The 14,193-nt window shown below is 75.0% G+C and carries 18 protein-coding genes and 1 riboswitch; of the genes, 9 read left to right on the plus strand and 9 right to left on the minus strand.

What is annotated here, in order from left to right:
* Window positions 1-61: 61 nt before the first annotated feature.
* Complete coding sequence (locus tag ACQP6G_RS17360) at window positions 62-415, plus strand: STAS domain-containing protein (RefSeq protein WP_429766118.1); 354 nt, start codon at window positions 62-64, stop codon at window positions 413-415.
* 105 nt (window positions 416-520) lie between these two features.
* Here the strand turns inward: ACQP6G_RS17360 and fbaA are convergent, their stop codons facing one another.
* From fbaA to ACQP6G_RS17375, 3 genes are all read right to left on the minus strand, one after another.
* Window positions 521-1,540 (minus strand): class II fructose-bisphosphate aldolase, encoded by a 1,020-nt coding sequence (fbaA, locus tag ACQP6G_RS17365; RefSeq protein ID WP_429766120.1) that lies wholly within the window; start codon window positions 1,538-1,540, stop codon window positions 521-523.
* Window positions 1,541-1,650: 110 nt separating this feature from the next.
* Window positions 1,651-2,349 (minus strand): TrmH family RNA methyltransferase, encoded by a 699-nt coding sequence (locus tag ACQP6G_RS17370; protein ID WP_429766121.1) that lies wholly within the window; start codon window positions 2,347-2,349, stop codon window positions 1,651-1,653.
* Complete coding sequence (locus tag ACQP6G_RS17375; RefSeq protein WP_429766122.1) at window positions 2,346-3,182, minus strand: SDR family oxidoreductase; 837 nt, start codon at window positions 3,180-3,182, stop codon at window positions 2,346-2,348. Before ACQP6G_RS17375 ends, ACQP6G_RS17370 begins: the two co-directional genes overlap by 4 nt.
* A gap of 88 nt (window positions 3,183-3,270) precedes the next feature.
* Between ACQP6G_RS17375 and ACQP6G_RS17380 the strand changes: the two genes are divergently transcribed.
* Together ACQP6G_RS17380 and ACQP6G_RS17385 are read left to right on the plus strand one after the other, a co-directional pair.
* Complete coding sequence (locus ACQP6G_RS17380) at window positions 3,271-4,011, plus strand: HAD-IIA family hydrolase (protein ID WP_429766296.1); 741 nt, start codon at window positions 3,271-3,273, stop codon at window positions 4,009-4,011.
* 64 nt (window positions 4,012-4,075) lie between these two features.
* Window positions 4,076-4,291 carry a hypothetical protein gene (locus ACQP6G_RS17385; protein WP_429766124.1) on the plus strand — a complete coding sequence of 72 codons (216 nt, stop codon included), beginning with the start codon at window positions 4,076-4,078 and terminating at the stop codon, window positions 4,289-4,291.
* 10 nt (window positions 4,292-4,301) lie between these two features.
* Here the strand turns inward: ACQP6G_RS17385 and ACQP6G_RS17390 are convergent, their stop codons facing one another.
* Genes ACQP6G_RS17390 through ACQP6G_RS17400 form a run of 3 tightly spaced genes read right to left on the minus strand, consistent with a single transcriptional unit; the run spans window position 4,302 to window position 6,471 of the window.
* Entirely contained in the window at window positions 4,302-5,099 is a 798-nt protein-coding gene (locus ACQP6G_RS17390; protein ID WP_429766125.1) for a hypothetical protein, read from the minus strand.
* Complete coding sequence (gene pyrE / locus ACQP6G_RS17395; RefSeq protein WP_429766127.1) at window positions 5,096-5,680, minus strand: orotate phosphoribosyltransferase; 585 nt, start codon at window positions 5,678-5,680, stop codon at window positions 5,096-5,098. Before pyrE ends, ACQP6G_RS17390 begins: the two co-directional genes overlap by 4 nt.
* Window positions 5,681-5,697: 17 nt before the next feature.
* Window positions 5,698-6,471, minus strand: a complete 774-nt coding sequence (locus tag ACQP6G_RS17400) for an SDR family NAD(P)-dependent oxidoreductase (protein WP_429766128.1) — start codon at window positions 6,469-6,471, stop codon at window positions 5,698-5,700.
* A gap of 68 nt (window positions 6,472-6,539) precedes the next feature.
* Here ACQP6G_RS17400 and ACQP6G_RS17405 point away from each other — a divergent pair, with 68 nt between their 5' ends.
* From ACQP6G_RS17405 to ACQP6G_RS17425, 5 genes are all read left to right on the plus strand, one after another.
* Complete coding sequence (locus tag ACQP6G_RS17405; protein ID WP_429766130.1) at window positions 6,540-7,061, plus strand: VOC family protein; 522 nt, start codon at window positions 6,540-6,542, stop codon at window positions 7,059-7,061.
* Between the two features lie 82 nt (window positions 7,062-7,143).
* Entirely contained in the window at window positions 7,144-7,935 is a 792-nt protein-coding gene (locus ACQP6G_RS17410) for a MerR family transcriptional regulator (protein WP_429766132.1), read from the plus strand.
* Window positions 7,936-7,975: 40 nt separating this feature from the next.
* On the plus strand, window positions 7,976-8,857 hold the full coding sequence (locus ACQP6G_RS17415; protein ID WP_429766134.1) for an exodeoxyribonuclease III: 882 nt from the start codon (window positions 7,976-7,978) through the stop codon (window positions 8,855-8,857).
* A 15-nt stretch (window positions 8,858-8,872) separates the two neighbouring features.
* Entirely contained in the window at window positions 8,873-9,604 is a 732-nt protein-coding gene (locus ACQP6G_RS17420; RefSeq protein ID WP_429766136.1) for a septum formation family protein, read from the plus strand.
* A 451-nt stretch (window positions 9,605-10,055) separates the two neighbouring features.
* On the plus strand, window positions 10,056-10,892 hold the full coding sequence (locus ACQP6G_RS17425; RefSeq protein WP_429766137.1) for a C40 family peptidase: 837 nt from the start codon (window positions 10,056-10,058) through the stop codon (window positions 10,890-10,892).
* 113 nt (window positions 10,893-11,005) lie between these two features.
* Here the strand turns inward: ACQP6G_RS17425 and ACQP6G_RS17430 are convergent, their stop codons facing one another.
* The 3 genes from ACQP6G_RS17430 to thiO form a co-directional block, all read right to left on the minus strand.
* Window positions 11,006-11,848, minus strand: a complete 843-nt coding sequence (locus ACQP6G_RS17430; RefSeq protein WP_429766139.1) for a thiazole synthase — start codon at window positions 11,846-11,848, stop codon at window positions 11,006-11,008.
* Window positions 11,849-11,881: 33 nt separating this feature from the next.
* The gene (gene thiS, locus ACQP6G_RS17435) at window positions 11,882-12,127 is read right to left on the minus strand and encodes a sulfur carrier protein ThiS (protein WP_429766141.1); all 246 of its coding nucleotides are present in this window, start codon (window positions 12,125-12,127) and stop codon (window positions 11,882-11,884) included.
* Window positions 12,124-13,377 (minus strand): glycine oxidase ThiO, encoded by a 1,254-nt coding sequence (gene thiO, locus ACQP6G_RS17440; protein WP_429766142.1) that lies wholly within the window; start codon window positions 13,375-13,377, stop codon window positions 12,124-12,126. Before thiO ends, thiS begins: the two co-directional genes overlap by 4 nt.
* Window positions 13,367-13,469, minus strand: a riboswitch (TPP riboswitch). (Overlaps the previous gene by 11 nt.)
* 31 nt (window positions 13,470-13,500) lie before the next feature.
* Here thiO and thiE point away from each other — a divergent pair.
* Window positions 13,501-14,184 (plus strand): thiamine phosphate synthase, encoded by a 684-nt coding sequence (thiE, locus tag ACQP6G_RS17445; RefSeq protein ID WP_429766144.1) that lies wholly within the window; start codon window positions 13,501-13,503, stop codon window positions 14,182-14,184.
* Window positions 14,185-14,193 lie beyond the last annotated feature (9 nt).

Raw genomic sequence — 14,193 nt, forward strand, 5'->3', positions numbered from 1 at the left:
CGACGGATCGAACACGACCCCCCGTGATCTGCGGCGTGCGGACGTGAGGGAGGCAGACGCGGTGCCTGAGCTGGGAGACCCCGCGAGCGTGCACGTCATCGTGGGCGCGTCGCGCGCCCGTGTCGTGCTGTCCGGCGAGATCGACGCCGACATCGGAGCCGAGCTGGGCGAGGCCATCTCCGACGCCGAGGGCTCCGGCCTCCCCGTCGAGATCGACGCCCATCACGTCACCTTCATGGATTCCTCGGGTGTGGCGTTCCTCGCACGCCTCGCGTCGCGCAGCCCGCACCGTGTCCGGGTGCTGCGCGCCCCGCCCACCGTCCGGTTCCTCCTCGAGGTCACGCGGATCGGCGAGCTGCTGGAGATCGTCGACGTCGACCCCGGCTTCGACCTGGAGTCCCCGACCGCGAGATAGAGAAGCTCCTCGCCGAGATAGAGAAGCCCGGGCGATGCCGCAAGATTGCGGCATCGCCCGGGCTTCTCTATCTCGGCGAGGAGCTTCTCTATCTCGCGGGGAGGGTCACATCTTGTGGCCGGCGGAGCGCAGCTGCTGCGCGGCCTCGACGATGCGGGCGGCCATGCCGGCCTCGGCCTGCTTGCCCCAGGCGCGCGGGTCGTAGGCCTTCTTGTTGCCGACCTCGCCGTCCACCTTGAGGACGCCGTCGTAGTTGCGGAAGAAGTGGTCCGCGACAGGGCGCGAGAACGCGTACTGCGTGTCGGTGTCGATGTTCATCTTGATGACACCGTTGTCGACCGCCTCGGAGATCTCCTCGGCCGTGGAGCCCGAACCGCCGTGGAACACGAGGTCGAACGGGTTCTCCTTGCCGATCTCCGAGCCGACGGCCTTCTGGATGTCCGCGAGGATCGACGGGCGGAGCTTGACGGCACCCGGCTTGTACACGCCGTGCACGTTGCCGAAGGTGAGGGCCGTGAGGTAGCGACCCTTCTCGCCGGCGCCGAGGGCGCGCACGGTGGCGAGGCCGTCCTCGGCCGTCGTGTAGAGCTTTTCGTTGATCTCGGCCTCGTGGCCGTCCTCCTCGCCACCCACGACGCCGACCTCGATCTCGAGGATGGTGCGCGCGGCCTGCGAGAGCTCGAGCAGCTCGGCGGCGATGACGAGGTTCTCGTCCAGGGGGATGTCCGAGCCGTCGAACATGTGCGACTGGAAGGTCGGGTTCTTGCCGGCCTTCACCTGCTCCGCCTCGAGGGCGAGCAGCGGGCGCACCCAGGAGTCGAGGTTCTTCTTGACGCAGTGGTCGGTGTGGATCGCGATGTTCACCGAGTAGTTCTTCGCGACCTCGGTGGCGTAGGCCGCGAGGGCCAGCGAGCCGACGACGCGGTCCTTCACGGTGGAGCCCGACGCGTACTCGGCGCCGCCCACGGAGACCTGGATGATGCCGTCCGACTCGGCCTCGGCGAAGCCCTGGAGAGCGGCGGTCACGGTCTGCGACGAGGTGATGTTGACGGCGGGGTAGGCGAACTTGCCGGCCTTCGCCCGGTCGATCATCTCGGCGTAGACCTCGGGGGTTGCGATAGGCATCTGCGGTACTCCAATGACGGGGCGTACGAGGATGCAGCGGGATGCTTCGTCGCGACGGGCGCCGTGCGACCCGCATGCAACCGGATTTTCTCACGTCCGGGTCATGGGAGTCACATGCCGTCGGCTCCGTGAGACGGCGCGAGCCAGCGCGACGCCCAGGCGTGCATCGCGACGGCGCCCGCGGCCCCCGCGTTGAGGGACCGCGTGGAGCCGTGCTGGGTGATGTGCAGGACGTGGGCGCACACCGCCTGCGCCTCCGGCGTCAGGCCCGTGGACTCCTGGCCGAACAGCAGCACGCAGCGCGCGGGCAGGTCGGAGGCCTCCAGCGGCACCGAGCCGGGCACGTTGTCGATCCCGATCACCGGCAGGCCGGCCCCGCCGTCCCCCGAGGCCGCCCACGCGGCGAGCGCCGCCGCGTCCGGGTGGTGGTGGGTGTGCAGGTAACGGTCGGTGACCATCGCGCCGCGCCGGTTCCACCGCCGCCGCCCGACGACGTGCACCCCGGCCGCGTTGAACGCGTTGGCCGTGCGCACCACGGACCCGATGTTGAGGTCGTGCGCCCAGTTCTCGATGGCGACGTGCAGCTCCCGGCCCGCAGGGCGACGCGCGTCGAGGTCGGCGACGACGGCCTCGACGGTCCAGTACCGGTACCGGTCGACGACGTTGCGGCGGTCGCCGTGCGCCAGCAGCTCGGGGTCGTAGCGCGGGTCCGGCGCACCACCGTCCGCGAGGCGGGGCCACGCGTCCGGGCCGCCCGGCCACGGGCCGACGCCGACCTCGCGCTCGGGCTCGCGCTCGGTCCCGGTCACCGCCCGGCCAGCCACTCGTCGTACGTGATCGTGCCCGACGCGGCGTCGGGCACGAGGTTGTGCCCGGCGCGGAAGAACTCCCCGAGCGGGCCGGGCAGCGGCACGGCGACCGGCAGCCGGCGGGAGCCGTGCGCCCGGCGCCAGGAGCCGGCCATCGCGCGCGCGTCGAGCACCTGCGGCCCGCCGACGGTGGCGGTCGGCGCGCCGGACGGGCCCGTGCTGGGCGCGACCCCGAGCGGGTCGGCACCCTCGGCCGCGTCGACGAGCGCGCGGGCGACGTCACGCAGGTCGATCGTCTGGAAGCGGCAGCCGCGCGGATACGGCAGGAGCCCGAGCCGCGACCAGGCCCCGAGGCGGCTGTCGCGGCCGAAGAAGAGGTCGAGGAACCCGTGGAACTGGGTGGCCCGCACGACCGTCGCCGGCACCGCCCCGGTGGCGTAGACGCGCTCCTGCTCCGCGTGCGCCCGGTAGTACCCGTAGTCGCTGCGGTCGACCGCGGCGATCGAGAGCACGACGACGCGACCCACGCCCGCGCGCCCCGCGGCGTCCGCGACCCGCCGCGCACCCGCGGTGAAGACGGCCTGGGCGGCGGGCGTCATCCCGTTGCTGGTGCCGACCACGGCCTGCACGCCGTCGAACGCCGCGGCGAGCGCGCCCGCGACCCGCGCCTCGTCGTCGTCGAGGAGGTCCACCGCGTGGTGCGTCGCACCGGGCTCGAGGTCCGCGGGACGCCGGCGCGAGACCACCCGCACCTCGTGGCCCCGCGCTGCGGCCTCCCGCACCACGGCGCGCCCGGCCTGACCGGTGCCGCCCACCACCGCGATCGTCGTCATGCGCCCATCCTGGCGCACGCGCCGGGCCGCCCCGCCCACTAGGGTGAGCGGCGTGAGCGAACGACGGATCGAGTGCTGGCTGACCGACATGGACGGCGTCCTCGTGCACGAGGGCCAGGCCATCCCCGGGGCGCCGGAGTTCATCCGCGCCCTGCGCGACGCGGAGCGCCCCTTCCTCGTCCTCACGAACAACTCGATCTTCACGCCGCGCGACCTGCGCGCCCGCCTCGCGACGTCGGGCATCGACGTCCCGGAGGAGGCGATCTGGACGTCCGCGCTGGCCACCGCGCAGTTCCTCACGGACCAGATCCCCAACGGGTCGGCGTACGTGATCGGCGAGGCCGGCCTCACCACCGCCCTGTACGAGGCGGGGTACACGCTCACCGAGTCGAACCCGGACTACGTGGTGCTGGGCGAGACGCGCACCTACTCGTTCACGGCCATCACCAAGGCGATCCGCCTCGTGCGCGACGGCGCCCGCTTCATCGCCACCAACCCGGACACCACCGGCCCGTCCGCCGAGGGCCCCCTGCCCGCCACCGGCGCCGTCGCCGCGATGATCCAGGCCGCCACCGGCCGCTCGCCGTACTACGTGGGCAAGCCGAACCCGATGATGTTCCGCTCCGCGCTCAACCGGATCGACGCCCACTCCGAGGTGACGGCGATGATCGGCGACCGCATGGACACCGACGTCGTCGCCGGCATCGAAGCGGGCCTGGAGACGTTCCTCGTCATGACGGGCTCCACGACCGCCGCCGAGGTGGACACCTACCCGTTCCGCCCGTCGCACGTGGTCGACTCGATCGCCGACCTGATCGACCGTGTCTGACGACGACGCTCCCGGCGAAGGCAGGCCGCCGAGCGCCCGGACGCGACGTGGTACCTGGACGGCCGTGCTCGCGATCGCGGTCGGCGCCGGCATGATCCTCTGGGTACTGACCCGCCCTGTCGGCTACGCGTCGTTCGGCTGGTTCGCCTACGCCCCCCGGTCCGACACGATGTTCGTGCCCGGGTCGTCGAGGCTCGTGCTGATGTGGGTGCTGTTCGGGCTGGGTGCTCTGCTGGTCGGGCTGGGCGGCGGGTTCCTGCTCGGCCGCCGCCGCGGCTGACGGACGCCGCTCAGCGCGGCACGAACGCCGCGGCCCTCGCGACGAGGCGCGAGACGTCGTCCAGCGCGTCCAGGTCCTGATGACCCTGGCGCCACCAGAGCAACGTGTCGCCGTCGAGCCGCAGCCGACCGCCGCGCAGGGCATCCTTTCCCTGGCGGGCGAGGGCCGCGCCGCCGCCGTCGCCGAGCCACGCGCGGGCGGTGCGTTCGCTCTCGGTGGTCACGCGGAACGCGCGGTCGAAGTCCGGCACGCCGACCTCGACGCCGGCCCGCAGTGCGTCGGCGACGCCCGCGGCGCCCACCTCCACCGTCCCGTGCGCGCGGTCGAGGCGCGTGAGCACGAGGTGGTACGGGTCGGCAAGGATCACCGGACCGGACTCGCGCGCCCCGGTCTCCGTGAACGTGCCGCCGGAGCGGCGCTGCACGCCCAGTTCGAGCGTCCACACGTCGCGACCGTCGATCCGCGAGCGCAGCACCTCGCCGACGGTGTGCCCGACGTCGCTGTCGAGGGGCTCGCGCTTCGGGAACGACTGCACGCCACGCGGTACCTCGGGCTGCCCGGTCCCGCCGTACGCCGCCCACCGCCCACCGGCGACGAGCCGGTCGACGTCCGCGCCGCGCCTCATGACGAACCGGCGCTGGGCGCGCACGTACCCCAGCCCGGCGACGACCGCCGCGACGGGCACGAGCACGGACGCCACCCACAGGTCGATCACGCCGAAGCCGGCCAGCGCCGCCGCCGCGACGACGACGGCCATCGGGACGGCGAGGATCGCGAGGCTCGGCCGCCGCGCGGCCGGGCGGCTCACGCGAGGCCCAGGTCCGCCAGGTCGTAGAGGTAGTGGTAGGGCACGCCGAGGGCCTCGATCTTGTCGCCGGCGCCGGTGGCGCGGTCGACGATCGTGGCGCAGCCGAGCACCTCGGCGCCCGCGGCGCGCAGCGCCTCGATGGCCGTGATGGGCGACCCGCCGGTCGTCGTCGTGTCCTCGAGGACGACGACCTTGCGGCCCGCGACCTCGGGGCCCTCGATCTGCCGCTGCATGCCGTGCGCCTTGGCCGCCTTGCGGACCACAAACGCGTCGAGGTCCTGCCCGCGCGACGCCGCGGCGTGCAGCAGCGCGTCCGCGATCGGGTCGGCGCCGAGCGTGAGGCCGCCGACGGCGTCCACCTCCGCCGTGCCGAGGCCGACCTCCTCGAGGTGGTCGAGCAGCACGTGGCCCACGAGCGGGGCCGCGCGGTGGTGCAGCGTGATCCGGCGCAGGTCGACGTAGTAGTCGGCCTCCTTGCCGGAGGACAGCGTCACCTTGCCGTGCACGACGGCGAGCTCGGTGATGAGGTCGCGCAGCTGCTCGCGGGGCGTGGGGCCGAAGGCGGTGTCGGTGGTCGTCACGGGCACCAGGGTACGGGTCAGCGGTACTTGCCCACGGCGCGGACGGCCGTGCGCGGGGCCAGGCGCAGCAGCGCCGCGGCCGCCTTGTAGCGGACCGACGGCGTCGAGATGACGACACCGCGCCGCACGTCCGCGAGCGCCTCGGAGACCACGGTCGGGGCGTCGAGCCAGCCGGCGTCCGGGATCGAGGACATGTCCACGCCCGCCCGGTCGTGGAACTCGGTGCGCACGAACCCGGGGCTCAGCACCGTGGCCGTGACGCCGGTGCCCTTGAGCTCGACGGCCAGCCCTTCCGTGAACGACCGTACGTAAGCCTTCGCCGCGGCGTAGGTGCCGCCGGCGGTCAGCGCGGCGATCGACCCGACGTTGAGGATGGCGCCGCGCCCGCGGCTCGTCATCTGCCCGGCGGCCGCGTGCGACAGCACGAGCACCGCCCGGACCATGACGTCCAGGGCGGACACCTCGACGGCGAGGTCACCACCGACGAACGGCTGCGCCGTCGCGAACCCGGCGTTGTTGACCAGCAGACCCACCGGGCGCCGGTCGTCGCCCTCCTCGTCGCCGGTGACGGCGAGCCGGGCGGCGACCCGCTCCAGGTCCTCCGGCACGGACAGGTCTGCGGGCAGCACCTCCACCCGCACGCCGGCGGCCGCACGCACCTGCGCGGCGACCTGCTCCAGGCGGTCGGCGTCGCGCGCGACGACGACCACGTCGTGTCGCGCGGTGGCGAGCTGCCAGACGAACTCCAGGCCGAGGCCGGCGGTGGCGCCGGTGACGAGCGCGGTACCCATGGGGGCAGCCTAGAGGGCGGACGCCGTGAGGTTGACCCTCACGCGACGTGAGGCTCCACGCTGGCCGCATGACCGACACCACCGTCCCTGCGTTCAGCATCAGCCCCGTGCCGCGGCCCGGCCCTGGCGTGCAGCCGCCGGAGCAGTTCCGTGGCATCTACGGCATGCCGATGTTCGTCACCGTCCCGACGGACGACCTCGAGGCGTCCACCGACTTCTGGGTGCGCGGCCTCGGCTTCTTCGACTTCTTCACCGCCCCGGGCACGATCACCCACCTGCGCCGCTGGGCGTTTCAGGACGTACTCCTCGTGCCGGCGCCGCAGTCCGCCGCGTCCCGTCCCGGGCCTGGGCGGTTGAGCGTGAGCTTCTCCTGCGTGCTGAGCGAGATCGACTCCGTCGCCGTCGCCTGCGAGGAGGTCTTTCCCGGTTCCACGACGGGCCCGCGCCTGCAGCCGTGGGGCACCGTCGACCTGGAGGTCGTGACCCCCGAGCGGACGCGCGTCGTCATGACCGCCGCCCGCCCGTGGGACCCGGCGAGCCCGGAGGCGGCGCACGTCCAGGACCGGCTCGGCTTCGGTGCCGAGGCGTGAAGGCGCCCGTGACGTCGCGGTCCGTCGTCGTCCTGCACCAGGACGACGACGCACCGCGACGTCACCGGGCAGACTGGACGATGTGGCCTCCCGACCCGACCTCACCGTCGGCGCCGCGGCGCGGGCCGCGGGCGTCACCGTCCGGACCCTGCACCACTGGGACGCCGTCGGCCTGGTGCGCCCCTCGGCGCGCACGGCCGCCGGCTACCGCCTGTACACGGCGTCCGACCTGGCGCGCGTGCACCGCGTCGTCCTGTACCGCGACCTCGGCGTGCCGCTCGACGAGATCGGGGCGCTGCTCGACTCCCCCGAGGGTGCCGACGCGTCCCTGCGCCGCCAGCGCGACCTCGTGCGCGAGCGGCTGCGCCGGCTGGAGCGCGCGGCCGACGCCCTCGACCGGCTGGTCGAGGCGCGCGAGCGCGGCGTCCTGCTGACGCCCGAGGAGCAGGTCGCCCTGTTCGGCGACGACTGGCAGCCGTCGTGGGCGGCCGGCGCCCGCGAGCTCTGGGGCGACACCGACCAGTGGGCCCAGTTCGCCGAGCGGGCGGCCGAGCGCACCCGCGAGGAGTGGCGGGCGGTCGCCGCGGAGGCCGAGGCCGTCCTCGACTCCCTCGCCGACGCCCTGGGCCGCGGCGTGCGGCCCGGCAGCGCCGCGGCCGACGCGCTGGCCGAGCGCCACCGCGCGTCCCTCGGCGCCTACTTCGACGTCACGCCCGCCATGCACGTCGTCATCGGGCGCATGTACGCCGCCGACCCCGAGTTCACCGCGAACCACGACGCGCGCCACCCGGGCCTGACGGCGTGGCTGAGCGAGGTGATCGACGCGGCCGCCCGCGCCCACGGCGTCGACCCCGACACCGCGACGTGGGGATGACCGCCCGGTGCCGTCGGCCTCCGCCGGTAGCCTGGCGCCCGTGCGCCTCGCGACCTGGAACGTCAACTCCGTCCGTGCCCGCGTCGACCGGGTGATCGCCTTCCTGGAGCGCTCGGGCACCGACGTGCTCGCCATCCAGGAGACCAAGTCCCGCGACGAGCAGTTCCCCCACGCGGCGTTCGAGGCCGCGGGCTACCAGGTGGCGCACACCGGGCACTCGGCGTGGAACGGCGTCGCCATCGCGTCGCGGGTCGGGATCGCGGACGTCGAGACGTCGTTCCCCGGGCAGCCCGGGTTCGCCAAGGCTCCCGCCACCGTGCCCGACGACGCGCCGGCCGAGGCGCCCGACGTGACGCCCGACGAGGCGCCGACGACGCTGCTCGACGTGCCGCCGCCGGTCGAGGCGCGCGCCCTGGGGGCCACCTGCGGCGGCGTCCGCGTGTGGTCGCTGTACGTGCCGCACGGCCGCGCGATCGGCGACCCCCACTACGCGTACAAGCTGGCGTGGCTGGGTGCGCTGCGCGACGCCGCGGCAGGCTGGCTCGCCGACGACCCGCGCACACAGGTCGCGCTGGTCGGCGACTGGAACGTCATCCCGCTCGACACGGACGTCTACGACGCGGCCGCGTTCGAGGGCCACACCCACGTGACCCCCGCCGAGCGGGAGGCGTTCACGGCGTTCGCGACCGCCGGGTACACCGAGGTGACGCGCGAGCACCTGCCCGCGGAGCACACCTACACGTACTGGGACTACCAGCAGCTCGCGTTCCCCCGGAACAAGGGCCTGCGCATCGACTTCGCCTACGCCTCCCCCGCCGTGCGCGAGCGCGTCACCGGCGTCGTCATCGACCGTGACGAGCGCAAGGGCAAGGGCGCCAGCGACCACGTCCCGGTGATCCTCGACCTGGCCGACCCGGCCTGACGCGCGGAGCCCGTCGTGACCGAGGAGCAGCACCAGCACGACCCGGACCGGCGCGCCCCGCACCGGCAGCACCCGGCGGACGAGCCCGCACCCGGTTCCGCCCCGCCGCCCGCGGAGCCCGTCTTCGCCGCGCCGACGCCGGCGGGCGCGCTGCCGGCGGACGGCCTCACCGGCCTGGGCCTGCCGGGCACCGGCGACGACGACGCCGCGCCCGCGCCCGGCGACGCCGTGCCGGGTACGCCCCGGGCGGGGGTCGCCGGCAGGGTTCGGGCGCGCCGCGTCGCGGGTCGTGCGGCCGTGGCGGTGGTGGCGCTCGCGGTCGTCGGCGGCGCCGTGGCGATCGGGGTCGCGACGGCGCACGCCCGGGCGACCGCCCCCGTGCCGGCCGCGGTGACCGGGGCGCGCGAGGTGAACGCGGCGCAGCTCGTGCTCGGGTCGTGCCTGCGGGAGCTGCCTCCCGGCGACGTCGGCCGGGTGACCGTCGTGCCGTGCGCGAGCGAGCACGGGGCGCAGGTGGTGGGGCGCACGGACTCCGCGGCCGGCGCGGTGTGGCCCGGTCACGACGCGCTGGTGCGCAAGGCCTCCGCGGACTGCGGGCCCGGGCTGCTGGGTGCCGCGGGCCGCGAGGACGAGGGGCCGACCTTCGTCGTCCTCACCCCGTCCGAGGACGGCTGGGCGGCCGGCGACCGCACGGGGCTGTGCGTCGCGGTCTCCGCCGCGCCGGGGACGGCCGACCTGCTGCGCTGAGCCTGCGACCGTGGTCGGACGCACGGACCGGTCGACGTCTCTGATATCCCCCCACGGGTGGGTTCTTACAGTGACCTTCGTCACATCTGGTATCACGGCACCGCGTCCGGTTCGGCCTGGGTTGACCGGACTCGTCCAGCGCCGATGCCTGTCGACCACCGCGCCACCGACACGCCGGACCTGTTATCGGAACGTGACCTCGACGGGTCCTCAGGGTTAGCGTCCCTCGACCGCACCTAGCAACGGGTGCCGGCCGACCGGGACGCAGCCGAGTGCTGCCGGCGTCCCGGTGACCACGAAACTCACGGCAGCAGCGGGAGACCCACTTCCGGCCGGCCGCCCGGGCACACCGCCCGGACGCTCCCGGCCTTGGGGTTCAGCCACCTTGGTGGCGGGCCAACGATCTCGGCCTCACCCGACAGCTCATCTCGCAGGCTGGAGGTCACGCCCCATGTCCATGTCCCCTGCCCCCGCGCGCCCCGGCACCGCCGCCGTGGCCGCTCGCCGGCCCCGCCGGGCGATCATCGCCCTCGCCGTCGCCGGCGCCCTCACCGGCGGCGGTCTTGTCGCCGTCGCCCCCCACGCCTCGGCGGCCCCGGCCGCCACGGCGGTCCAGGCGGCCTCGACGTCGTCGAAGCCCCGGCCGTCCGTCAGCCTCAAGGCCACCAAGACGACGCTGATCAAGGGTTCGGGGAAGTCCAAGCGCCCCGTGTACACCGTCACCGCCAAGCGTGCCGGCAAGACGATCGCCGGGAAGGCGAAGCTCGTCATCAACGGCAAGGTCAAGTCGACCAAGACGATCCGGCACGGCAAGGCGACGTTCAACCCGAGCTGGCCCATGCACAAGGTCGGCAAGAACAAGGTCCGCGTGGTGGTGGACCCGAGCGGCTCGAGGCTGCTCGCGAAGTCCAGCCGCACCGTGACGACCACCGCGAAGAAGCCCGGCTCTCCTGTCGTGGCGATCGCGAAGACGAAGGTCGGCGCCCGCTACGTCTCCGGCGCCACCGGTCCGAGCTCGTTCGACTGCTCGGGCTTCACCTCCTACGTGTACAAGAAGGCGATCGGCAAGAAGCTGCCGCGCACGTCGTCCGCGCAGAAGCACGTCGGCACGAAGGTCTCGCGCAAGAACGCCAAGCCCGGCGACCTGATCTGGTCGCCCGGCCACGTCGCCATCTACATCGGCGACGGCAAGCAGATCGACGCCGGCAACCCGCGCGTCGGCGTCGTCAAGCGCAGCATCTGGCAGTCGAACCCGACGTTCATCCGGGTCAGCAGCAAGGCGGTCTGACTCCCGCCGAGATAGAGAGGCGACCCGCCGAGATAGAGAGGGCACGGACCGTAGCCGGCTACGGTCCGTGCCCTCTCTATCTCGGCGAGGAGCCTTCTCTATCTCGGCAGGGTTCAGAGGGCGAGGTCGAGGCGGCCGTCGGGGGAGGAGCTGGCCAGCGCGCCCTCGCGGCGCGGGATGCGGCCGGCCCCGGCGGCGAGGCGGCCGGACTCGACGGCGAGGCGCATGGCGTGCGCCATGCGGACCGGGTCGGCGGCGCGCGTGACGGCGGTCGCGAGCAGCACGCCGTCGCAGCCGAGCTCCATCGCGAGGGCGGCGTCGGACGCCGTGCCCACCCCGGCGTCGAGGACGACGGGCACGCGTGCGGCACTCGCGATCGCCTCGATGTTGCGCGGGTTGAGCACGCCCAGCCCGGTGCCGATGGGGGCGCCGAGCGGCATGACGGCGGCGCACCCGACGTCCTCCAGCCGGCGCGCGAGGATCGGGTCGTCGTTCGTGTACGGCAGGACGACGAACCCGTCGCGCACGAGCCGGTCGGCCGCCTCGACGAGGCCGATCGGGTCGGGCAGCAGGGTGACGTCGTCGGCGACGACCTCGAGCTTGACCCAGTCGGTGCCGCACGCCTCGCGCGCGAGCTGGGCGGTGAGCACGGCCTCGGCGACCGAGAAGCAGCCCGCCGTGTTGGGCAGGGCGCGGATGCCGAGCCGCTCCAGCAGCCCCCAGATGCCGCCGTCCTCGGCGCCCGCGCCGCCCGGGCGCACCGCGACGCGGCGCATCGCCACCGTGGTGAGCCCGGTGCCCGACGCGACCAGCGCGTCCTCGAGCGTCATGAGGTTCGACGCGCCGCCCGTGCCCATGACGAGGCGCGAGCCGATCTCCGTGCCGGCGACCACCAGGGGGTCGACGAGCGGGTGCGCGAGCGGGCGGGACGTGGCCGCGGCGTGCGTGCTGGTCATGCTTCCTCCGTGCTTCGTGGTCAGGCTTCGTGGTCAGCCGCCCTGGACGGCGGTGACGATCTCGACCCGGTCGCCGGGAGCGATCCGGGTGCCGGCCCACAGGCCGCGGGGGACGACGGCGTCGTTCACGGCGACGGCGATGCCCTGCACGGAGCCGTCGGCGACGAACGCGGGCACGAGGGCCGCGACGACGGCCTCGACGCCGTCGCCGTGCGGCCCGTCGAGCGGGTAGGCCTCGCCGTTCACGACGGCAGTGCGGGTGGCGGGGGCGGCGGTCATCGGGCGGCTCCTTCGGGAAGACGGGCGGCGGGCGCGAAGCGGCGCGGGTCGGCGGCGGACAGCGCCGGGTCGGGGGGAGGCGCTCCGGTCAGCACGGCCACGACCGCGTCGGCCGTGAGCGGGGCGAGCAGCACCCCGTTGCGCCCGTGCCCGACGGCGGCGAGCAGGCCGGGCACCGCGGTCGCGCCGACGAGCGGCAGGTTGTCGGGGGTGGCCGGGCGGGCGCGCGGCGTGACGTCGACCAGCGCGGCCTCGTCGATGCCGGGCACGAGCGCGCGGGCGTCACGCAGCAGCGCGAACACGCCGCCCGCCTCGGCGCGGCGGTCGTCGGGGCGCTCCTCGCTGGTGGCGCCGACGACGATCTCCCGGTGGCTCGGCCCGGTGCCGGGCCCCGCGCCGGTACCGGGACCCCGCGGCACGACGTACACCGGCCGCCCCTGCACGGTGCCCCGCACCACGTGCTCGAGCGCGAGGCCCGGGCCGGCGTCCAGGCGCAGCGTGGCGCCTTTCACCGGCCGCACCGGGACACGCACGTCGGGCACGCCGTCGAGCAGCGACGCCGTCGCGACCGCGCCGGTCGCGACGACGACCGCGCCCGCGGCGTGGCGCGCGCCCGCGTCGTCGTGCACCGCGACGACGCGGCCCGCGCCGTCGCGCTCGAGCCGCGCCGCCGCGCGGCGCACGAGGGCGCCGCCGAGCGCCTGGACGAGCGCCGCGTGCGCCCCTCGCGGGTCCACGGCGAGGTCGCCCTCGACGACGGCCGCCCCGGCGAGCCGCGGCCCGAGGTACGGCTCGCGCCGCCGCGCGTCGGCCACGGAGACCTCGGCGGAGGCGAGGCCCCACTCCCGGTGCAGCGCCAGGACCCGGCGCAGCAGGGCGAGGTCGTCGGCGTCGTACGCGACGGCGAGTGACCCGGCGCGCAGCAGGGGGACGTCGCGCCCGGTCGCCGCGGCCAGGCGGGCGGCGAAGTCGGGCCAGAGCGCGGCCGAGGCGACGTTGATGCGGGCGAGCTCCCGCTCGCCGAAGTCGGACTCGCTGACAGCCGCGAGCATCCCCGCCGCGGCGCGGGTGGCGCCCTCGCCGGGCGACGGGTCGAGCACGGTGACGGACAGACCGCTCGCTGCGGCGCGCCAGGCCACGGAGAGGCCGACGATCCCGCCGCCCACGACGACCATGTCGGACAGGGTGTCGGACAGGGTGTCGGACAGGGTGCCGGACAGGGCGTCGGACGGACTGCTGGGCGTGGGCATGTGCGCTCCCTTCGCTGGCATGACCCAGATCAGGTTCGACGGTCGGCTCCTACGCCCTCTCAGCCCCGAGCGGGGCTCCCGTGCGCGGCCACTGTAACCCGGGCCGTGGTTACCCTGACCGGCGTGACCACGACCGCGCCCGACCACGGTGCCGCCCCGGAGACCGCTCCCGACCCGCCCCGCGCCCGCCTCGCCGACGCCCGCCTGTACCTGTGCACCGACGCCCGCGAGGAGCGCGGCGACCTGGAGGACTTCCTCCACGCAGCGCTCGCGGGCGGCGTCGACGTCGTGCAGCTGCGGGACAAGACGCTCGACGTCGCGCGCGAGCTCGAGCTGCAGGAGGTGGTCGCCCGCGTCGCCGCGGAGCACGGCGCGCTCTGGGCGGTGAACGACCGGGCCGACGTCGCGCAGCTCACCGGGACGCCCGTGGTGCACATGGGGCAGCGCGACCTACCGGTGCCCGCCGTGCGGTCGCTGCTGGGGCCGGCGCCGGTGCTCGGCCGGTCCACGCACTCCGCGGACCAGGCCGCCGCGGCGGAGGCCGACCCGGACGTCGACTACTTCTGCGTCGGCCCGCTGTGGGCCACGCCCACCAAGCCCGGCCGCGCGGCCGTCGGGCTCGACCTGCTGCGCGAGGTGGCGGCGACCCGCCCGACGACGCCGTGGTTCGCCATCGGCGGCGTCGACGGCGAGCGCCTGGACGCCGTGCTCGACGCCGGAGCGTCGCGCGTCGTCGTCGTGCGGGCGATCACGCAGGCGCCCGACCCCGAGCGCGCCGCCCGCGAGCTGCGCGAGCGGCTGGGCTGACCCGCCGGC

Origin of the sequence: Isoptericola nanjingensis (genome assembly GCF_050311635.1) — a bacterium.
Taxonomy (GTDB): Bacteria; Actinomycetota; Actinomycetes; order Actinomycetales; family Cellulomonadaceae; genus Isoptericola; species Isoptericola nanjingensis.